The organism is Streptomyces soli, from assembly GCF_003999195.1.
GTDB classification, from domain to species: Bacteria; Actinomycetota; Actinomycetes; order Streptomycetales; family Streptomycetaceae; genus Actinacidiphila; species Actinacidiphila soli.
This window is the reverse complement of record NZ_RJVR01000292.1, coordinates 45740-65055: the sequence shown is the minus strand read 5'-3', so window position 1 is coordinate 65055 and position 19316 is coordinate 45740. Positions and strand designations below refer to the sequence as shown.

Here is a 19316-nt window from a genome sequence, read left to right as displayed (position 1 = left end):
GGTCCTTTCGGGCGTGATCACTTGACGGCTCCGGCGGTGAGGCCGGCCACGAGGTAGCGCTGCAACAGCAGGAATCCGGCGACGACGGGCACGCTCACCACCAGTGACGCGGCCATGACCTGGTTCCAGTACACGTCGTTCTGAGTGGCGTAACCCCGCAGGCCGACGGCGAGCGTGCGGGTGGTGTCGTTGGTCATCACGGAGGCGAAGAGCACCTCGCCCCATGCGGTCATGAAGGCGTAGACGGCGACCGCGACGATGCCCGGGGTGGCCGCCGGAACGACCACCCGGAACAGGGCGCGCAGCGGGCCGCAGCCGTCCACCAGGGCGGCCTCGTCCAGGTCCCGGGGGATCGAGTCGAAGTACCCGATGAGCATCCAGATGGAGAAGGGCAGGGAGAAGGTGAGATAAGTGAGGATCAGGCCACCGCGCGATCCGTACAGCGCGATGCCCGTCGTGTTGCCGATGTTGACGAAGATCAGGAAGAGCGGCAGCAGGAAGAGGATGCCGGGGAACATCTGCGTCGACAGCACGGTCACCGTGAAGACCCGCTTGCCGCGGAATCGGTACCGGCTGACCGCGTACGCCGCGAAGATCGCGACGATCACCGAGCAGATCGTCGCAGCGCCCGACACGATCAGGGAGTTCCCGAAGTACCGGGCGAGCGGCACGGTCTGCCAGATGTCGAAGTACGGGCGCAGGGTCAGCCCGCTCGGCAGCCAGCGAAAGGCCCCGGAGACGTCCTGCAGCGGCTTGAGCGAACTGCTCACCATGACGTAGACCGGTACCAGGACGAACAGCGAGATCAGCGACAGCCCGACCCTGCGGGTCCAGATGAAGGACCGGGGCGGGGCCATGGGACTGACGTGAGCGGCGGCCCTAGACATCCTGCCTCCTTCGGGAGGTGGCGAGCAGATAGACGGCCGTCACCACGAGCAGGAACAGCAGCAGCAGGACGGACATCGCCGAGCCGGAGCCGAAGTTCCAGGTGACGAAGGACGCCTGGTAGATGTGGATGGAGATCACGTCGGCGGCTTCCGGCGCGGAGTTGCCGAACAGCACAAACGGCGTGTTGAAGTCGTTGAAGGTCCACAGGAACAGCACCAGCACCAGCACCTGGTTGACCGGCCGCAGCGAGGGCATGGTGATGCGGCGGATCTGCTGCCACATACCCGCGCCGTCGATCGCGGCGGCCTCGTACAGCTCCCGTGGGATGTTCTGCAGACCGGCAGTGATGATCAGGAAGGCGAAGGGCCAGCCCTTCCACACGGACACGATGAGCAGCGCGTAGAAGCTGTTGTCCCCGATCAGCCAGAACGGCCGGTCGGAGGTGAGGTGGAGCTGGTCGTGAAGTACGTGGTTGATCAGGCCGTTGTCCCGCTGGAACATGAACGCCCAGGTGATCACCGCCGCGTAGACCGGCAGCGCGTACGGGACCAGGAACAGCGTCCGCAGCACGCCCCGGCCGCGGAAGGAGTCCTGCATCATGAGCGAGACGAATGCCCCGAGCAGCCAGCACAGGCCGACCGACAGGGCGGTGAACGCGCAGGTCACGAAGAACGAGTGAAGCAGCGCCTGGCCGATCGGGGCGTTGAAGTCCAGCGCGATGCGGAAGTTGTGCAGGCCGGCCCAGGGCGCCTGGGTCCAGTTGCGGATGAAGAACTGGGTGATCCCGCGGAAGCTCATGACGATGCCGAGGATCATCGGCACCAGGTGGACCAGGAGCTCCAGGAGGATCGCCGGGAGCAGCAGCATGTAGGGCAGGCTCAGGTTGCGTAGGCGGCCTGCCTGGCGCGGGCGGCGGCCCGGCCCGCCCCGCCGGCCACTGGCCGAGCGGGGCGGGCCGGAGTCGGCCGCGGCTGCTTGGGATTCGTCGGCGGCAGCCGTGGTGGGGGGTGTCATGCTCCGGCCTCTCACTGCTGCATCTGCTGCTGGGCCTTGTCCAGCGCTGCCTTGACGGACGCGGTGGTGACGGGCTTCCCGGCCGCCGCGTCGGCGAACAGGCCCTTGACCGCGGTGCCGACGGCGGTCTCGAACTGCGACTCCGTCGGGACCTGCGGCAGCGGCGTGGCGCTGGTGGCGAGGGCCTCGCGGAGCGGCTTCATGGCCGTGGTGTTGAACGCCGGGTCGGTCTGCGCCGACTTGACCGGCGGTATCGAGCCGTAGGTCTTGTTGAGGATGATCTGCTCGGCGTCGCTGGTCATGAACTTCACGAACTTCACGGCGCCGTCGACGTTCTTGGAGTTCTTGAAGACGGCCATGTTGATGCCGGCGACCATGGAGTTCGTCTGCTGGCCGGTGCCCGGGGTGCCCGACTGGACGGGAACGGGGGCGACACCGAAGTCGCTGTCCTTCATGCCGTACGACTTGAAGGTGCTGGCCGCGGTCTGCCACAGCACCATCGCCGTCTTGCCCTTGGCGAAGTCCTGCAGGGTCTGGTTCTGGGCGTACTCGGCGCTGCCCGTGGCGACGATCTTGTCCTTGGCCATGAAGTCGACCCACTGCTTCACACCCGCGACCGCGCCGGGGGAGGTGAAGGTCGGCTTGCCGGCCGAGTCGTAGAAGTCACCGCCGTGCTGCTTGGCCAGCACGAAGGCCTGGTGGATGTTGTTGGAGAGGTTGGCCCCCTCCAGACCGAGGCCGGACTGCCCGCTCTTGGTGAGCTTCTTGCCGTCGGCGACCAGCTCGTCCCAGGTGGCGGGTGGCGTGGAGATTCCCGCGTCGGCGAAGAGCTTCTTGTTGTAGTAGAGCGCGTACGCCATCGAGTACAGCGGGACGGCCGCCGGGTCCTTGCCCGCGGCGCCGGCCGAGCCTACCGCGGAGTCGGTGAACCGGTCACGGCCGCCGATCTGCTGGAAGTGGCTGTCGTCCCAGGGCAGCAGGGCGCCCGTGGCCTGGAGCGAGGAGGACCAGGTGTTGCCGATGTTGAGCACGTCGGGGCCCTGGCCGGAGGAGGTCGCGGCCAGGATCCGGTTGAGGAGGTCGCTCCAGGGGACGACTTCGAGCTTGACCTTGATGCCCGTCTGCTTCTCGAACTTCTTCAGCTCGGGGGTGAGGGTCGCCTTGTCGGCCTCGACGTTGGGTCCCTGGTTGCTGGCCCAGTAGGTCAGCGTCTTGGGGGAACCACCGCCCCCGCCGGAGGTGTCGCTGCCGCCGCCGCAGCCCGCCGAGGCGGCGGCGAGGGCGAGGACGGTGGAGACTACGGCGGCGGCTCTGATCATGCGCATCGGGTTGTGCCCCTTCCAGGGGTCGGCCAGGTTCGACAGAACTGGCCTCACGGCTTAATTTAATGCGTGAGTTAAGACGCGAAGGAAGCTGCGGTCAAGACTCCCGGCACAATGTGTTGCGGAGCGGGAGAGGAATCGCATGGGCGAGCGCAACGGCCGGACGGTACGTGACCTGCGAAGGGGCAGCCGAGCTGCGGTTCTGCAACGACTTTATTTCGCCGGACCGTTGAGCCGGCAGGAGCTCGGCCCGGCGACGGGTCTGAGCTCCGGGTCCATCAGCAACGTCGTCGGCGATCTCGTCGCCGAAGGGCTGGTGGAAGAAGCCGGCGCGGTGGACTCCGACGGCGGCCGCCCCCGTACCCTGCTGCGCGTCGCCCCCGGTCACGGCTGCGTCATAGGGATCGATGTCGGCGAGACCCGGGTCCGCGCCGCGCTCTTCGACCTGTCCCTCACCGAGGTCGCCCTCACGGAACGCCTGCTGAGCAGGCACGTATACGACACCGACCGGATCGTGCGGCACATACTCGACGCCATGGCCGACCTGCTCCGCGACACCGGGGCCCGCCCCGACCGGCTGCTCGGCGTCGGCATCGGCGTGCCGGGTATGGTCGTGCCGGGCGCCGACGGCCACGCGGTCGTCCACGGCCAGACGATCGGCTGGGATGCCGTCCCCCTCGAAGCCGTGGTACGCGCCGAGGCCCGCATCCCCGCCCACGTACGCGTCCACGTCGACAACGGCGCGAAGACCCTCGGCCAGGCCGAGACCTGGTTCGGCGCCGGACAGGGCGCCCGCGACGTGGCCGTCGCCCTGCTCGGCTCGGGCGTCGGCGCCTGCATCGTCAAGGGCGGCACCCTCGGCGGCGCCGTCGGCGGCAACTCGATCGAGTGGGGCCACACCACGGTCCAGGTCGGCGGACGCCGCTGCCGCTGCGGCGCGCGCGGCTGCCTGGAGGCGTACGTCGGCGCCGAGGCGATCCTCGAGCGCTGGTACGAGGCGGGCGGCGAGGCCCCGGACGGCGACGACGAGACCGCCCTCGCCGCCCTCATCGCGGCGGCCCGACCCCGCTCCCGGGGCCAGCGCCCGGACCCGGCCGCCGCCACCCTGCTCGCCGAGACCGCCGAGTACCTGGGCGCCGGCGTCGCCACCCTGGTGAACCTCTTCGCACCGGAACGCATCCTCATCGGCGGCTGGGCCGGACTGTTGCTCGGCCCGGCGCTGCTGCCCGAGGTACGCGGCCACGCCGAGGCGTACGCCCTGCACTACCCGGCCGGGCGCGCTGCCATCGAGCTCAGCCGGCTCGGCGCCGACGCCGTCACCCTGGGCGCCGCGACCCTGCCGCTCGCCGACTTCCTGCAGCGCGGCGGTGCGGCGGCGTCCGATCCCTCGGTGCAGGTCAGGCCGACTCCCGTACCACCAGGGACGCTTCGAAGATGACCGAGGTGACCGGCCGTCCCGGCTGCTCGACCTGCGAGACCAGCAACCGGGCCATCTCGGCCGCCATCTCCTCCACCGGCTGGTGGACGGTCGTCAGCGGCGGCCGGCAGACCAGCGCCGCACTGCTGTCGTCGAACCCCACGACGGCCACATCACCGGGGATGCTCCTGCCGTGCTCCCGCAGCACCTGACAAGCACCGCGCGCCATCAGGTCGTTGGCGCAGAACACCCCGTCCAGGTCCGGGTGGTCCGTCAGTAGCCGCTCCATCGCCGTCTCGCCGCTCTCCTGGGTGAACCGGCCCTCGGCTATGGGCATGTACGCGTTTCCGTGCCGCGCCATGGCGTCCCGGAACCCGGCAAGCCGGTCCTGCCCGGCTGGTACGTCCAGCGGCCCGCAGATCGTCGCGACCCGCCGGCAACCCCTGGCCAGCAGCCGCTCGGCGGCCAGCTCCGCGCCGCCGCGGTGCGCCAGGTCCACGTAACTGATCGGCAGCGGGCGGGCCGGGCGCGCGAACAGCACGGCCGGCACACCCGCCTCGACGATCATCGCGGGCAGCGGGTCCTCCGCGTGCGTGGAGACGATCAGCGCCCCGTCGGCCCCGCCCCGGCGCAGGAAGCCGACCACCTGCTCCCGCTCCCGCTCGGTCTCGGCGAACTGGAGCACGGCCGCCGCCCCGCGCGGCCGCAGCCAGTCGACCACCCCGGCCGCCAAGCGCCCGAAGAACGGATCCCCGAACACCCGCCCGGCGACCGCCGCCCGCTGCCCCTTCCGGTCCGCGCCGGCCCCCGACACCACCAGCGCCAGGGTGCCCGTCCTGCGGGTGACCAGGGAGCGCGCGGCGCGGTTGGGCAGGTATCCGGTGGTCCGCACCGCCTGCCGGACCACCTCCTGGATCGCCGGATCCACGTTGCGCACTCCGTTGATCACCCGCGACACGGTCGCCCGGGACACCCCGGCCACCCGCGCCACGTCCTCCAGCGTCGGAGACCGCCCCTCGACCGGCGCAGCATCGCTCATGGCAGCGTTATAGCACCCCGGGAGAACGCTCTCCCTCCAGCCGTGCGGCTCCAGGTCGAACCAGACGCCGCCGAAGTCGTTCTCCGTCCCGTAGCGGAAGAGGGTGGCGCCGAGGGCGACGCCGGTGTGGCCGGAGATGCACTTCCAGGCGTTGAGGCAGCCGTCGCGTATTGGCGACGGGAGAGCGCTCTCCCAGTCGGCCTCCGTGCGCCACCCCGGAAGGAATCTCAATGACGAGAGTGCCGAGGCCCTCCAGACGGCCGCCGGACGGACTCACCGCCATCAACACGCGATCGGCACCCGCGGGCCCAGATCGCCGCCTGGATCGTCGAGCAGCACGATGCGATCCAGGCGGCGATCGGTGACGGCCGGCCGGTCAGCCGGTGATGCTGTTCATGCCGTCCTCGAGGTGGCCGATGTAGCGCCGCGACCAGGAGTTGTCGCCGCTGATCGTGACCGACAGGTCGTACCACCCGTTGCTGGACGCGAGCGGGTCCGTAGTGTGCGTCGCGCGGCCGTGCGCGGGCACGTGATAGGTCTTCGCGCGGTCCTCCGAGTAGTTGTTGGACACGATCGTGAACGTCACAGCCTTGGTGCTGCTGTTGGTCAGCTCGAGCGCGAGCTTGGCCTTCGGGCCGAAGCCGCCCTGGTAGTACACCGCCTCCACCTGCACGGTCTCGCCGGCGGCGTTGACGTCACCGGTGAAGTGCCGCAGGAAGCGGTTCGGGCCCACGACGGTCAGGTCGTACTTGCCCTCGCCGCTGCCCGCGCCGATCTCGACCGACCCGGGTACGGTCTTGTTCCAGATGGTGTGCGACGGGTCGACCGTGTACTGCCCCGGGAACTTCGCCGGGTAGTCGGCGAGCGACTGGGCCGGAGCGGCGTTGTTGTAGACGGCGAAGTGGCTGGCCTTGCGGGCGTGCGGTCCGTTGTTGCTGAACGACAGCTTCGCCTCGACCGTCCCGTTGCTGCCGAAGGTGAATCCGTCCAGGTTCGCGTTGGGCTGGTAGGGCAGCGGCCGCGCCCGCTTGGTGCCCGGCTCCTGCTTCGGCATCGCGTTGGTCGTGACCGGCGGATGGTAGGCGCCGCCGACGGGGTCGCCGATGACGGCGGTCTGGGGCAATTCCGGCAGGCCGAAGACCGGTGAGGTGAAGTCGAAAGCGCCGGTCAGGTCACCGCAGACGCTGCGGCGCCAGGCGCTGATGTTCGGGCAGATCGCAGGCGTGCCGAGGGCTTCGGTCCACTTCTCCAGGAACTGGATCGCCGAGGTGTGGTCGGAAACCTCCGAGGTCACCCAGCCGCCCCGCGTCCACGGCGAGATCAGGATCAGCGGAACGCGGAAGCCGAGGCCGACCGGCAGCGCGCCGTAGCTCGCGAGGGTGCCGGACGTCTCGTGGTAGAACTCGTCCTTCGTCCCCGGCGCCGGAGCCGGCGGCGGCACGTGGTCGAACTGGCCGTCGTTCTCGTCATAGTTGAGGATCACGAGGGTCGAGTTGAAGACGTCGGGGTCGGAGTTGAGCGCTTCGAGGACGCTGTTCACATAGTACGCGCCGTCGTTCGGCGCGCCGTCCGGGTGCTCGGAGAAGGCCTGGTTGGTCACGACCCAGGACACCTTCGGCAGCGTTCCCGCCGCCACGTCGGCCTTGATCGCGTTGGCGAGGTTGTCGGCGTTGGCGGTGAGGCCGGTCAGGGGTTCGGGGACATTGGCTACGCCGTTGTCGTAGAAGGCGTTACCGGGAGCGGGCGTGCCGCCCTGAGTGGGGTCGTACTGGGCGAACGTTTTGAAGTACTCCAGGCCGTTGTCGCCGTAGTCGTCCGCACCCTGGTAGACCTTCCAGGTGAGGCCGGCCTTCTGCAGCGTCTCCGCGTAGGTCTCCCAGAGCAGGTTCTTGCCCCGTTCGTCACCGCCGTTGTAGGCGACGAAACTGCTGTACTTCTGCTGGGCGTCGATCGTGCCGCTCCACAGGTACGTGCGGTTCGGGCCGGTCGCGCTGGTCACGGAGCAGTGGTACCCGTCGCCGACCGTGTAGGCGTCGGCGAGGGCGTAGTGGAACGGGATGTCCGTCCGGTCCACGTAGCCGAGCGTCGTCGGGCCACCCTTGGCGGACACCCAGCCGTTCATCAGGCCGCCGTACCAGGCAACGTGCTGGTCGTCCCAGGAGTGTGCTGTCCCGCCGTAACCCTGCGCACCAACCTTTGAACTGGGCGGCTGGTGACCGGCCGGGTAGGCCGACGCGGGGGCGTCGCTCAGGTGCCACGGGTACTGAGTGGTCGTGACGGGCTGGCCGGGTGCCGTCGTCGGCTGCTGGAACACCGACCCTCCGCCGGGCAGTGTGATGGTCGAGCGGTCGCCGAAGCCCCGGACACCCTTGAGGCAGCCAAAGTAGTGGTCAAAACTGCGGTTCTCCTGCATCAAGATCACCACGTGCTTGATGTCGCGGATGTCCCCGTAGTGATGAGGCTTCACTGATGGCTTGGGGGAAGCCTGGGCGTCGGTGGCCGGCAGTGCGGCGCCGACCACTGCGGCCCCGGTGACCGCTGCGGCTGCGCCGACGAAGCCTCTACGAGAAAGATCGGGCATGTGCGATACCTCTCCGGTAACGGTAAGTAGGTAGACAGACCGCCAAAAGGTATGGGCGCCGAACGCTATTCGGACGAAATCGAACTGAATACTGGTCGAAGCGATCAATAATCGTGGGTCGAACTCGCTTCTCAGGTTTGACCGTCGTTCGACGGCGCACAACGAACGGGAATACGAACGAGCGCGACACTCCCGTGATGTTCGGCTGCTGTTCGGGGTGTACGGAGAGCATGCGGCGGCCGAGTTTGGAGGCCGTGCACCGCGCGACTACAAAGCCCCAGGTCGGAAGCCTGGGGCTTTGTAGTGGCCTGGACCAATTCTTCGGGAGGCCGTGCCCTTCGCGTGCGCTGTCTCATGGGAAGGACCGGACCGGCAGGAGCCCGGTCCGCATGCGACCTGGCGACCGACCGTGAGTCAGCTCGGGTTCGGGCGCGGAGCGGGGGCGGGACATCGTTCGCTACCCGCTACCCGCTACCCGCTACCCGCCGGTCGCACCTCTACTTGTCGGCCGGGGTGATCTCCCAGGCGTAGTTGTCGCCGTGCTGCTGGTTCCAGAACAGCCGCCAGCCGTTCCGGAACAGCGTCGGCACCTTGGCACCGAGGATGCCGCCGGTGCTCGCGTCGCCGTCGGAGGCGTGGATACCGGTGATCTCGTTGTCACCGTCGTTCTGGGTGCCGCCGTTCACCCCGGCCAGCATGTTGTCCAGGGTGGCGGAGGGGTCACGGCCCTCGGCCAGGAAGCGCACCGGCTGGGTGCCGCCGGAGTAGTCGGCGGAGGTGTCGAAGACGTAGCCGGAGTCCAGGGCGTTGCGCTGGGCGTGCAGCGTGTCGCCGGCGTCCTCGACGAAGGCGACGTGGGTGCGGTCGAGGAAGGTGACGTTGTCGAGGCCGGTGTGCGCCTTGTCGCCGGCGTAGAAGACACTCAGCTTGCCGTCGTCGGAAGTGGGGTCGCTCTGGGTGAGCTTGTAGACGGTGCCGTAGCCGCCGTACCCGTCATTGGCGCTGCTGTCGGTGTTGGTGTCGCCGGTGGCGTCGAAGTAGAACTCGCGGAAGTCGGTACCGGGACGGAACTGGCCGTTCTCCGGGCGCTTGAACGGGGTCGCGCTCGCGGCCTTCGCCAGCGCGTTGGCGTCGAACGCCTTGCCGCTGGTGTCCACTTTGGTGTCGTGGATGGTCACCCAGTGGGTGGTGAGCGACGGACCGTAGTTCGCCAGGTCCTTCATGTCGTCGCTGAACGCGCCGCCGTTCGGGTGCGTGGCGTCGGCGTTCTGGTAGCCGATCGCCGAGCCGGTGCGCCGGGAGACCACCTGGAGCGCCTGGAGCTTGCCACCCTTGGTCAGGTCGTGCTTGTCGTACGGGATCAGCCGGTAGACAAAGCTGTTGGGGTTCTTCGCCTTGGTGCCGACAGTGCTGCCGCCGATGTCCTCGACGATCCACAGGTTGCCGGCGGAGTCGTTCTGGATGCCCTCGTAGCCGCCGCGGCCGGTGACGAAGGAGACGTCCTGCACCTTCGAGTTGATGTCCGGGGTGGCCTGCACAACGGTGGCAACGTTCCCATTCTCGGCGGTGAACAGCAGCCGCTTGGCCCACGGGTCCCAGGTGGAGCCGTCGAGGGTCGGCAGCGCCGAGCCGTCGGCCTGCTTGCTGGCCAGCAGGGTCACCCGGTGCGCCTGGTCGGCGTCCAGGTTGATCCGGGTGATGACCCCGACCCCGCCCATCTCGTGGCCCTGGTAGAGGAAGTTCTTGCCGTAGTCGTAGTTCTTGTCGGCGCCGTGCTGGCCCGGCAGCTTCAGGTAGGTGTTCTTGTCCGGGTCGGTCTTGCTGGCCTCGATCTTGACGCCCGGCGCCTGGGCGATGGCTGGGTCGGGCACCAGGGAGCCGTTGCCGAGGTAGCCGTAGTACGGCACCTCGGGCGTCGGGTTCTCCAGCTTGAGCGAGCCCTGCGCCACCGCGCTCTCGGTCAGCCCCAAGGACAGGACGTTCGGCGCGGTGATTCCGCGGACGTCGGAGACGGCGGGCACCGACGACCAGCCGGCCGCGCCGTCACTGGCGCCCGCGGCGTCCGGGGACAGCACGAGGCCGGCTCCGGCCACGCTTGTCACCACTGCTATGGCGACGACGATACGGGATCTCTTTTTAGCCATGTTCGATTACCTTCCAGAGGGGCAGTGCACACAGTCAAGAGATAGCCCCCGTCACCGAAAAGCTGTCGTAACGTCAGTTTGGTGTCATATAAGTGAAATTTAAGGTCATCGTGTAGTAAGTGAAGGCTCACCTTTGTTGCTGGCACGCCATCATTTGCCGGTGCATGGCGCCACTACTTCCGATCCGTCAGTTGTCGTCCAGGAATTCCAGGACTCTCCGACACTGCTCGCCCGTGCCCTCCGAGGCGTCGACTGCCAGATGCGGGACCGCCGGTGGGTCAAGGTCGGTGAGGGCCAGGAATCGCTCCTCGTCCTTCAGTTTTTCACGGTCGCGGGCCGCTGAGCGCTCCCGCAGCCTTATGAGCAGGCCGGCCGGCGCCAGGTGCAGCCAGACCATGAACGGCGTCCCGCCCGCCGCGCGGAGCTGGTCGGCCGGCCGCTGCCAGGCCGCCGGGTCGCGCCGTTCCGTCGTATAGGGGGCGACAAGGACGACCGGGCGGCCGACCCGGAGGTTGTCCTCGGCTGCCGCGTGCAGGGTCTCGTAGCGCGCGGTCCTGGTCGCGCCGCCGAGCACGGGACTGTCCAGGTCGTCGGTACCGAGCTGCCGGGCGACCACCGCCGTGAGCGGGCCGGTGACGACGTCCTGGTCGAGCAGCGCCGCTCCGAGAGCGCGTGCCAGGGCCGCGCCGAGGGTGGACTTCCCGGTGGCGGGCGGCCCGCATACGACGATGACGGGCAGGCCGGTCACGGCCGCGTGTTGGGTGCCGCCGGTGGTCACCGCGGCACCGTAACCCAGACGGGGGAAATGTTCCTGAAATCTGTCCTCTCCCTTGACGACACATCAGCCCCGGCGCATAGTCCCCAACCAGAACGCGCGTGACATCGATTACCCACTGGTGGTCACGCCAGGCAGAACTCCGCCAGTCATACGCCACCCACCTGCGGTAACAGTGTTTTTCCGGGTCTGTGACAGGAGCCACCGTTGCTGATCGCCACGCCGAACCTGTGTCTGGACCGGACCCAGTTCCTCGCCCGGGTGGTGCCGGGTGCCGTTATGCGGGCAGCCGAGGTCGAGGTCACCGCGGGCGGCAAGGGAGTCAACATCGCCCGCGTGGTGCGGGCGTTCGGAGGGCGGCCGCTGCTCGCCGGGCTGGTGGCCGAGGAGGACCGGCGGCAACTTCTCGGACTGCTGGCCGCCGAGGGTGCGGAGGTCCTGGAGGTGCCTGCGCCCGGGCGGGTCCGGATGGCGATGATCATGATCGAGCAGGAGCTCGGCCGGATCACCGTGGTCAACGAGCCCGGCGCGACGCTGGCGCCCGGGGTCTGGGAACGGTACGCCGCCGCGATCGGCTCCCACCTGCCGGGCCACGACGTACTGGTCTGCTCGGGCAGCCTGCCGCCGGGGGCGCCCGCCGACGCGTACGGCCGGCTGGTCGAGGCGGCCCACCGCGAAGGCGCCCTCGCCCTGGTGGACACCGCCCCCGCCGGGCTGCGGGCCACGCTGGCCAGCGGGCCCGATCTCGTCGCGCCCAACCTCCAGGAGGCCGAGTCGGCGATCTCCGGTACCTCCGGTGCCGTGCTGGCCGACGCGCAGAGCAATGTCCCTGAACGGGCCGCCGAGGCGGCGCGCTCGTTGTGCCGGCTGGGCGCCCGCGCCGCCGCGGTGACCGCCGGGGATGCCGGGGTCGCCCTCGCCCAAGCCGATTCGGGCACCGTCCAGTGGATACGTACGGTCCCGGTCGACGTCGTCAGCGCGGTGGGCGCCGGGGACTCCTTCGTGGCCGGGGTCGCCCTCAGCCTCGGGTCCGCCTCGGGCGCCCGGTCCGCCGTGGACTGGCGTGCCGCGGTGCTGCGCGGGGCTGCCACCGCCACGGCGTCGTGCGAGCAACTGCGGGCCGGTGGCGTCGACCCCGCCCGGGTCGAGGCGCTGCTCGCGCGGATCGAAGCGCAGGGGCCGGCGCGGGTCGTGGCCGGAGGCGGAGCATGATCATGCCCCGGATCAAGTTGAGCGAGGTCGCCCGGCTCGCGCGGACCAGCACCAAGACTGCCTCGCGGGTCATCAACGGCGACCCCCGGGTCTCCGCGGCGACCCGCGAGCGCGTGCAACGGGCTGTCACCGAACTCCACTATCGCCCCGACCCCCTGGCCCGCTCGCTGCGACGCGGCACCGACGACACCATCGCCGTCGTCGTCGACGAGGTCTCCGACCCCTTCTTCACCCGGGTGATCGGCGAGATCGAACGGATGGCACTGGACCGCGACATCACCGTCATCGTCGCCAGCACCCGCCGGCTTGCGGAACGCGAGCGGACCGTACTGGACGGCCTGGCACACCGCAGGATCGCCGGGCTCATCGTCGCGTCGGTCACCGACGACCACTCCTACCTCCGCTCGGCCCACTATCCGATCGTCTTCATCGACCGCGAGGCGATCGGCCTGGAGGCCGACGCCGTGCTGGTGGACGACCGGGCGGGCGCGCGGATGGCCGTCGAGCACCTGCTGGCGCACGGCCACCGCCGGATCGCGTTCGTCGGCGACCGGCTGGACATCGCGACCGTCCGCAACCGCCTCGAAGGCTTCCAGGCCGCCATGTCGGCGGCCGGAATCACGACGCCCGAGGAATACGTGGTCCACATGGAACCCCAGCTGACCGAAGGCCGCCACGCGGTGGAGAGGCTGCTGGCACTCGACGAGCAGCCCACCGCGATCTTCAGCGCGAACACCCGCTGCTCGCTGCTCACGCTGCCCACCCTCCACCGGACCGGACGGACCGACGTCGCCTTCGTCTCCTTCGGCGACTTCGCGATGGCCGACGCCCTCACCCCTGGTGTCTCGGTGGTCAACCACTCGCCCGAGCTGATCGGCCGGCTGGCCGCGGACCGGCTGCTGCGCAGGCTCGCCGGTGAGAAACTCGCCGCCGAGACGATCACCGCGCCACTGGAGGTCCTGGCGCGGGGCAGCGGGGAGTTGGCGCCATGACCCTGCCTTACGACGTCGTGGTGGGCGTCGACCTCGGGACGACCGACACCAAGGCCCTGGTGATCACCCCCGAAGGGCGCCGCGTCTCCCTCGCCCGACGGCCCACCACCTGGACGACCACCGCCGAAGGGCGCGTCGAGACCTCCGGCGCGGCCCTCCTCGGTGACGTGCTGGCCACCGTGGCGGACGCCCTGTCCGAAGCGAGCCCTGGCGTACGGGTGTTGGGCATCGGCCTGGCCGGACTCGGCGAGAGCGGCGTGGTCGTCGGCCCCCGGGGCGAGGAGCTGTCGCCGGTCATCGCCTGGTTCGACGACCGTGGCGGACGCGAACTCAAGCAGCTGGACGCCGGATTGCTGGCCGAGTTCCCCGCCCGTACGGGCCTTGCCCCTATCGCCCAGTGGACGCTGCCCAAGCTGCTTCACCTCCGCCGGACCGGCCTCGCCCCGCGCCCCGGCTCGCGCTGGCTGAATGTGCCGGAGTTCATCGCGTACGCCCTCTGCGGCGAGCAGATCAGCGAGCCGTCGCTCGCCTCGCGCACCGCGCTGCTCGACCAGGCGACCGGCGAGCCGTGGGACGACGCCCTTACGGCGCTCGGCGTCCGGCGGGACTTCCTTCCTCCGCTGCTGGCGGCCGGGGTGGCCGCTGGGCGCGTCGCCTCCTGCGAGGTACCGGAGTTGGCCGCGGCCGTCGTCACGGTGGCCGGACATGACCATCCGGTCGCCGCGGTGGGGGCGGGCGCGGTGGGACGGTCGGATCTGTTCGACTCCTGCGGGACGGCGGAGGTGCTGCTCCGCTCGGTGCCCGGCACCCTCGGCGACGGCGACCGGGCGCGCCTGGTGGGCCTGGGCGTCGACGTCGGCCGCCACGCGCTGCCGGGGCACTCCGCGCTCATGGGCGGGATGCGGTCGGGGCTGCTGATGCGGCGGATCCTCGACCTGGTGGGCGCCCACGAACCCGGCCGCCGGGACGCGCTCGACCGGCGCTGGGCACCGGACGCCGACCCGGCGGGCCACCTCTCCGTCCAGGGCGGCGCGGGCGAGGACAACGATGTCATCCTGCGGCTACGGGACAGTGTCACGCCTGACGCGGCCTGGGCGGCGACCCTCGCCCACATCGCCGATCGGACCTCCGGCCTGCTGGCGGACATGGAGAGCGTCGTGGGCGACCACAGCCGGGCTGTCGCGGCCGGCGGGTGGACCCGGCTGCGGAGTGTCCGTACGAGCAAGGCCTCGGTCATCCCACGGCTCGCCTTCTGCCCCGTGGACCAGCCCGGCGCTCTCGGGGCCGCACTGTTCGCCGCCTGCGCCGCGCTGGAGGGGGCCACCGTCGAGGCGCTGTCGCCGCTGTTCACCGTGGCGGACCCGCACCACCGATCCCGGAAGGAACAGACCACAGCATGAACCACGCGACCGATTCCCGTACTTCCCGTTCCGGACTCGCCGGCATCGCGGACGCCGACGGTGTCTTCTCCATCGTGGCCATGGACCAGCGCAACACCCTCAAGCGGATGTTCGCCGCCGCGGACCACCCTGCCGAGGCCTCCGACCTGCGGGCCGTGAAGGTCGACGTCGCGGCCGCGCTGACCCCGCTCGCCAGCGGGATCCTGCTCGACCCGACCCACGGAGTGCCCGCCGTCACCGAAGCCCGCGCCCTGGCCGCGAGTTGCGGGCTGCTGGTCGCCGCGGAGCCCGCCGACCGTGGCGACTACCACGGCGAGCCGCGCACCCACCGCAATCCCGTATTCGACGCCGCCTGGGTACGAGCCATGGGAGGCCATGCCGTGAAGTTCCTGGTCCAGCTACGGCCAAACCGTCCGCCGGGCGGACCCGACATCGCGGCAGAGGTGCTCGAGGTGGTGCGCACCGTCGTCGCCGACTGCGCGGCCGGGGGCATTCCGTCGGTGATCGAGAACCTCATCTATCCGCTTCCCGGCGAGAAGTTGACGGACCGTCAACGCGCGGACCTGATCGTCGAGGCCGCCGCGCTGATCGCCGGGACCGGTGCCGACCTGATCAAGCTGGAGTACCCGGGTTCCGTGCGGGGCTGCCGGCGGATCGCGGATGCGGTCCGGCAGCCGTGGGCGGTGCTGTCCGCCGGCGTCGGGTTCGAGGAGTTCCAGCGGGTGCTGTGCGAGGCCTGCGAGGAGGGCGGTGCCTCCGGGTTCATCGCCGGACGCTCCATCTGGAAGGAGGCGGTGGGCCTGGACGGCCCGGCCCGCGCCGAGTTCCTCGACACGGTGGCCCGCCCTCGCCTGGAGGCCTGCCTCACCGCCGTCGCCGGCCGCGCCCGTCCGTGGACCGAGGCGGTGAGCGGACGATGACCGCACTGCTGGAGGCCCGCGGGCTGTGCAAGGAGTACGGACAGGTCCAGGCGCTCGCGGGCGCCGACTTCGAGGTCCGGGCCGGCGAGGTGGTCGCCCTGATCGGCGACAACGGCGCCGGCAAGAGCACGCTCGTACGCGCCCTGTCCGGCAGCGAGCCCCCGGACAGCGGGACCATCCGCTTCAACGGCGAACCCGTCGAGATCAGCAGCCCCACGGTCGCCCAGGCGCTCGGCATCGAGACGGTCTTCCAGGACCTGGCGCTCGCCCCCCATCTCGACCCCGTACAGAACATGTTCCTCGGCCGCGAAATGATGCGCCCCGGGGTGCTGGGCCGACTCGGCTTCATGGACGTGACCCGGATGCGCGAGCGCAGCCGTAGGGCCTTCGACGACCTGGGCGCGACCGTGGGCGACCTGGGCGGGCCGGTGGGTTCGATGTCCGGCGGGCAGCGCCAGGGCATCGCGGTCGCGCGAGCCGCGGCCTGGGCGAGCAAGGTCATCTTCCTGGACGAGCCGACCGCCGCCCTGGGGGTCGTCCAGACCGCGCACGTCCTGGACCTCATCCGGCGGGTGAGCGCGGGCGGCATCGGGGTGGTCTTCATCAGCCACTCCATGCCCCATGTGATGGAGGTGTCGGACCGCATCCAGGTCATGCGCCGGGGCCGCCGGGTCGCGACCTTCCGTACGTCGGAAACCACCATGGAGGAGCTGGTCGGCGCCATGACCGGCGCCTTTCAGCAGGAACAGGGACAGCAACAGGGAGAGGCGTGATCGTGGCAACGACGACCGGCGGCGGGACGAACACCGTCATCACCGACGCCTCACGCGGCCAGCGGCTGCGGCGGCTCCAGGCGCTGCAGATCCTGGTGCTCCTCGCCGTCACGATGACGGTCTTCGGGATCGCCCGGCCCGACACCTTTCTGACGGTCTTCAACATCCGCGGCATCGTCCAGAACACCTCGATCTACGCGGTGCTCGGCGTCGGCATGACCTTCGTCATCATCACCGGCGGCATCGACCTGTCGATCGGCAGCGTGCTGGTGTTCAGCGGGGTCGTCGCCGCCAAGACGATGGACGCGATGGGCGGCCAGGGCTGGGGCACCGCGCTGGCCGGCGCCGCGGTCGCGTGCTGCTGCGGCCTGGGCTGGGGCCTCTTCAACGGTTTCATGATCGCGAAGGCCAAGGTGCCGGCGCTGGTCGTCACCCTGGGAACGCTCAGCGCCGCGCTCGGGTTCGCGCAGATCATCACCAAGGGCCTGGACCTGCGGTCGGCGCCCCAAGTGCTGGTCAGCAAGGTCGGATTCGGGAATGTGGTGTGGCAGATCCCGACGCTGTCGGTGATCGCCGCCGTCGTGGTGGTCGTCGGCATCGTCCTGCTCCACCGGACCCGCTTCGGCTTGTACACCTATGCGGTCGGCTCCAACGCCGAGGCCGGCCGCCGCGTCGGTCTCGATGTCGACCTGCACCTGATCAAGGTGTACGCGCTCGCCGGCCTCCTCGCCGGGTTCGCCGGAATCCTGAACCTGGCCTTCTTCCAGTCGACCACGATCGGCGGACAGTCCAACACGCCGCTCAATGTGATCGCCGGTGTCGCGATCGGCGGCACCAGCCTGTTCGGCGGGGTGGGCTCGGTCTTCGGGACCGTCGTCGGGCTCTTCATCCCGATCGTGCTCCAGAACGGCTTCGTACAGACCAACGTCCAGCCGTTCTGGCAGCAGGTGGTGGTCGGTGCCGTGCTCATCGCTGTGGTCTATGTCGATCAGAAGCGCCGCACCGCGGCACAGCGTGGGAAGTCCCCACGCTTCTCTTTCCTGAAAGGACGCACACGATGAACCGTAAGATCGTGTTCCGCGCGGCGGTCGCCTCGCTTCTGCTCACCGTGACGGCGGCATGCGGCTCGGGCTCGTCCGGCTCTTCCTCCTCCGCCTCGGGCAAGGCCTACAAGATCGCGTTCATCCAGGGTGTCTCGGGCGACGCCTTCTACATCACCATGCAGTGCGGCGTGCAGGCGGAGGCGAAGGCCGAGGGCGTCACCGTCACCACCCAGGGGCCGCAGAAGTTCGATCCGACTCTGCAGACGCCGATCCTGCAGTCGGTCATCGCGTCGAAGCCGGACGCGATCCTGATCGCGCCGACCGATGTCTCCTCGATGCAGCAGCCGATCGCGCAGGCCAAGGCCAACGGCATCAAGGTGGTGCTCGTGGACACCACTGTGTCGGACCCGTCGGTGGCGGTCTCGGCGATCGCCTCGGACAACTCCGGTGGTGGCAAGGCGGCCTTCGATGCCGTCAAGAAGCTGGCACCCCAGGGCGGCAAGGTCCTCGTCGTCGGCGTCCAGCCCGGCATCAGCACCACCGACGCCCGCGACAAGGGGTTCGCCGACGCGGCGAAGGCGGATCCGGCCTTCACCTACCTCGGCGTCCAGTACTCCCAGAACGACCCGGCCAAGGCCGCGTCCATCGTCAGCGCGGCCCTGCAGAAGGACCCCGACATCGTGGGCATCTTCGCTTCCAACCTGTTCTCCGCCGAAGGCACCGCCACCGGCGTCCGACAGGCCGGCAAGCAGAACAAGGTCAAGATCATCGGCTTCGACGCCGGGCCCGACCAGGTCAGGGCGCTCAAGGACGGCACCGTACAGGCCCTGATCGCCCAGCAGCCGGCCACCATCGGGTCCGACGGCATCCAGCAGGCGGTCAAGGCCCTCAAGGGAGAATCGACCACCGCCTCCATCAAGACCGGCTTCACCATCGTCACCAAGGCCAACCTGAACTCCGCCGCGGGCAAGGCGGCGGTGTACAAGGCCGGTTGCTGAAACGACGGCCAGACGAGCGGGCATGCCCGCTCGCCTGGCCCTTGGCGGGGCGGCCCTCCGGACGCTCTGAGCCCGGCGGGAGCCTTTGGGTCAGGGATCCGCCACCTACAAGCAGTACGTCCAGAAGCAGTCGGACACTCTCTGGGCGCACGACCGCACCTCCCTCAACGCCCTCGGCGAGCGCTGGGCCGGCACCAGCCGCAACCAGACCGACTGGCGCACCCAGGCCAGTGCCCTCGGCGCCCTCACCGCAGCCGGGTGACCTGGCGGACGTTCTCGAGGTCGAGGAGCTGTCGCTTGCGCTCCAGTCCGCCGGCGTAGCCGGTCAGCGAGCCGTTGGCGCCCAGCACGCGGTGGCACGGGCGGACCACCAGCAGCGGGTTGGCGCCGATCGCGGTGCCCACGGCGCGGGAGGCCGTCCGCGGGATGCCGACGAGGTCCGCGACCTGGGCGTACGAGAGCGTGGTGCCGTACTCGATGGTCTCCAGGGCACTCCACACCCGCTGCTGGAAGGCGGTGCCGCCGGCGGTGTACTCGATGGCGAAGCGGGTCAGCGTGCCGTCGAAGTACGACGTCAGCTGCCGGACGATCTCGGCGAAGGCCTGCGGGTCGTGCCGCCAGCCGTCCTGGACGACGGCGACTCCGCCCTTCTGGCCGGGCACGGACAGGGAGGTGAGGGCGGTGCCGCCGTTGGCGGTCGCCGACTCCTCGCCCACCAGCAGCAGCTCGCCCAACGGGCTGTCGAACGTCGCGTAGATGGTCATCGCTCTTCCCTTTGCAGGCTGTTTTCTGGCTACG

17 protein-coding genes are annotated in these 19316 nt (G+C 69.9%); 9 read left to right on the top strand and 8 right to left on the bottom strand.

From position 1 onward, the window contains the following. Window positions 1-17: 17 nt before the first annotated feature. From EFK10_RS32345 to EFK10_RS32335, 3 genes are read right to left on the bottom strand one after another with little or no spacing between them, the layout of a single operon-like run. Window positions 18-887, bottom strand: coding sequence for a carbohydrate ABC transporter permease (locus EFK10_RS32345; RefSeq protein ID WP_127359201.1), 870 nt, complete (start codon window positions 885-887; stop codon window positions 18-20). Beyond that, window positions 880-1902: a carbohydrate ABC transporter permease gene (locus tag EFK10_RS32340; protein ID WP_127359200.1), complete on the bottom strand. Its 1023-nt coding sequence runs from the start codon at window positions 1900-1902 to the stop codon at window positions 880-882. Before EFK10_RS32340 ends, EFK10_RS32345 begins: the two co-directional genes overlap by 8 nt. Window positions 1903-1913: 11 nt before the next feature. Then, the gene (locus EFK10_RS32335; RefSeq protein WP_127359199.1) at window positions 1914-3227 is read right to left on the bottom strand and encodes an extracellular solute-binding protein; all 1314 of its coding nucleotides are present in this window, start codon (window positions 3225-3227) and stop codon (window positions 1914-1916) included. 139 nt (window positions 3228-3366) lie between these two features. Between EFK10_RS32335 and EFK10_RS32330 the strand changes: the two genes are divergently transcribed. After that, window positions 3367-4662, top strand: coding sequence for an ROK family transcriptional regulator (locus EFK10_RS32330; protein WP_127359198.1), 1296 nt, complete (start codon window positions 3367-3369; stop codon window positions 4660-4662). Here EFK10_RS32330 and EFK10_RS32325 read toward each other — a convergent pair. The 4 genes from EFK10_RS32325 to EFK10_RS32310 form a co-directional block, all read right to left on the bottom strand. Continuing rightward, entirely contained in the window at window positions 4622-5680 is a 1059-nt protein-coding gene (locus EFK10_RS32325; RefSeq protein ID WP_127359224.1) for a LacI family DNA-binding transcriptional regulator, read from the bottom strand. The two genes, EFK10_RS32330 and EFK10_RS32325, sit on opposite strands and share 41 nt — an antisense overlap. 376 nt (window positions 5681-6056) lie before the next feature. Further along, complete coding sequence (locus EFK10_RS32320) at window positions 6057-8261, bottom strand: phosphocholine-specific phospholipase C (RefSeq protein ID WP_127359197.1); 2205 nt, start codon at window positions 8259-8261, stop codon at window positions 6057-6059. A gap of 497 nt (window positions 8262-8758) precedes the next feature. Beyond that, window positions 8759-10405, bottom strand: a complete 1647-nt coding sequence (locus EFK10_RS32315; RefSeq protein WP_127359196.1) for a phosphatase — start codon at window positions 10403-10405, stop codon at window positions 8759-8761. A 187-nt stretch (window positions 10406-10592) separates the two neighbouring features. After that, entirely contained in the window at window positions 10593-11183 is a 591-nt protein-coding gene (locus EFK10_RS32310; RefSeq protein ID WP_164836238.1) for an AAA family ATPase, read from the bottom strand. 204 nt (window positions 11184-11387) lie between these two features. Between EFK10_RS32310 and EFK10_RS32305 the strand changes: the two genes are divergently transcribed. The 8 genes from EFK10_RS32305 to EFK10_RS47955 all read left to right on the top strand — a co-directional run bounded on the left by EFK10_RS32305 (window position 11388) and on the right by EFK10_RS47955 (window position 18780). Further along, window positions 11388-12392 carry a 1-phosphofructokinase family hexose kinase gene (locus EFK10_RS32305; RefSeq protein WP_127359194.1) on the top strand — a complete coding sequence of 335 codons (1005 nt, stop codon included), beginning with the start codon at window positions 11388-11390 and terminating at the stop codon, window positions 12390-12392. 2 nt (window positions 12393-12394) lie between these two features. Then, window positions 12395-13384: a LacI family DNA-binding transcriptional regulator gene (locus tag EFK10_RS32300; RefSeq protein ID WP_164836237.1), complete on the top strand. Its 990-nt coding sequence runs from the start codon at window positions 12395-12397 to the stop codon at window positions 13382-13384. Continuing rightward, the gene (locus tag EFK10_RS32295; protein ID WP_127359192.1) at window positions 13381-14784 is read left to right on the top strand and encodes an FGGY-family carbohydrate kinase; all 1404 of its coding nucleotides are present in this window, start codon (window positions 13381-13383) and stop codon (window positions 14782-14784) included. The genes EFK10_RS32300 and EFK10_RS32295 overlap by 4 nt, the downstream gene beginning before the upstream one ends. Further along, window positions 14781-15704, top strand: coding sequence for a hypothetical protein (locus tag EFK10_RS32290; protein ID WP_127359191.1), 924 nt, complete (start codon window positions 14781-14783; stop codon window positions 15702-15704). Before EFK10_RS32295 ends, EFK10_RS32290 begins: the two co-directional genes overlap by 4 nt. After that, a complete protein-coding gene (locus EFK10_RS32285) occupies window positions 15701-16477 on the top strand; it encodes an ATP-binding cassette domain-containing protein (RefSeq protein WP_127359190.1) in 777 nt (258 codons plus the stop codon). Before EFK10_RS32290 ends, EFK10_RS32285 begins: the two co-directional genes overlap by 4 nt. A gap of 2 nt (window positions 16478-16479) precedes the next feature. After that, a complete protein-coding gene (locus EFK10_RS32280) occupies window positions 16480-17538 on the top strand; it encodes an ABC transporter permease (RefSeq protein ID WP_206305669.1) in 1059 nt (352 codons plus the stop codon). After that, window positions 17535-18518: an ABC transporter substrate-binding protein gene (locus EFK10_RS32275; RefSeq protein WP_127359189.1), complete on the top strand. Its 984-nt coding sequence runs from the start codon at window positions 17535-17537 to the stop codon at window positions 18516-18518. Before EFK10_RS32280 ends, EFK10_RS32275 begins: the two co-directional genes overlap by 4 nt. An 85-nt stretch (window positions 18519-18603) precedes the next feature. Continuing rightward, window positions 18604-18780 (top strand): hypothetical protein, encoded by a 177-nt coding sequence (locus EFK10_RS47955; RefSeq protein ID WP_164836234.1) that lies wholly within the window; start codon window positions 18604-18606, stop codon window positions 18778-18780. On the opposite strand, the gene EFK10_RS32270 is transcribed toward EFK10_RS47955, so the two are convergent. Beyond that, complete coding sequence (locus tag EFK10_RS32270) at window positions 18764-19282, bottom strand: methylated-DNA--[protein]-cysteine S-methyltransferase (RefSeq protein ID WP_127359188.1); 519 nt, start codon at window positions 19280-19282, stop codon at window positions 18764-18766. The two genes, EFK10_RS47955 and EFK10_RS32270, sit on opposite strands and share 17 nt — an antisense overlap. Window positions 19283-19316: the final 34 nt, after the last annotated feature.

Coding starts and splice junctions, on each gene's coding strand:
- EFK10_RS32300 (WP_164836237.1), top strand. CDS start 12,395: ATGCCCCGGATCAAGTTGAGCGAGGTCGCCCGGCTCGCGCGGACCAGC.
- EFK10_RS32335 (WP_127359199.1), bottom strand. CDS start 3,227: ATGCGCATGATCAGAGCCGCCGCCGTAGTCTCCACCGTCCTCGCCCTC.
- EFK10_RS32320 (WP_127359197.1), bottom strand. CDS start 8,261: ATGCCCGATCTTTCTCGTAGAGGCTTCGTCGGCGCAGCCGCAGCGGTC.
- EFK10_RS32330 (WP_127359198.1), top strand. CDS start 3,367: ATGGGCGAGCGCAACGGCCGGACGGTACGTGACCTGCGAAGGGGCAGC.
- EFK10_RS32285 (WP_127359190.1), top strand. CDS start 15,701: ATGACCGCACTGCTGGAGGCCCGCGGGCTGTGCAAGGAGTACGGACAG.
- EFK10_RS32340 (WP_127359200.1), bottom strand. CDS start 1,902: ATGACACCCCCCACCACGGCTGCCGCCGACGAATCCCAAGCAGCCGCG.
- EFK10_RS32325 (WP_127359224.1), bottom strand. CDS start 5,680: ATGAGCGATGCTGCGCCGGTCGAGGGGCGGTCTCCGACGCTGGAGGAC.
- EFK10_RS32275 (WP_127359189.1), top strand. CDS start 17,535: ATGAACCGTAAGATCGTGTTCCGCGCGGCGGTCGCCTCGCTTCTGCTC.
- EFK10_RS32345 (WP_127359201.1), bottom strand. CDS start 887: ATGTCTAGGGCCGCCGCTCACGTCAGTCCCATGGCCCCGCCCCGGTCC.
- EFK10_RS32270 (WP_127359188.1), bottom strand. CDS start 19,282: ATGACCATCTACGCGACGTTCGACAGCCCGTTGGGCGAGCTGCTGCTG.
- EFK10_RS32295 (WP_127359192.1), top strand. CDS start 13,381: ATGACCCTGCCTTACGACGTCGTGGTGGGCGTCGACCTCGGGACGACC.
- EFK10_RS32315 (WP_127359196.1), bottom strand. CDS start 10,405: ATGGCTAAAAAGAGATCCCGTATCGTCGTCGCCATAGCAGTGGTGACA.
- EFK10_RS32290 (WP_127359191.1), top strand. CDS start 14,781: ATGAACCACGCGACCGATTCCCGTACTTCCCGTTCCGGACTCGCCGGC.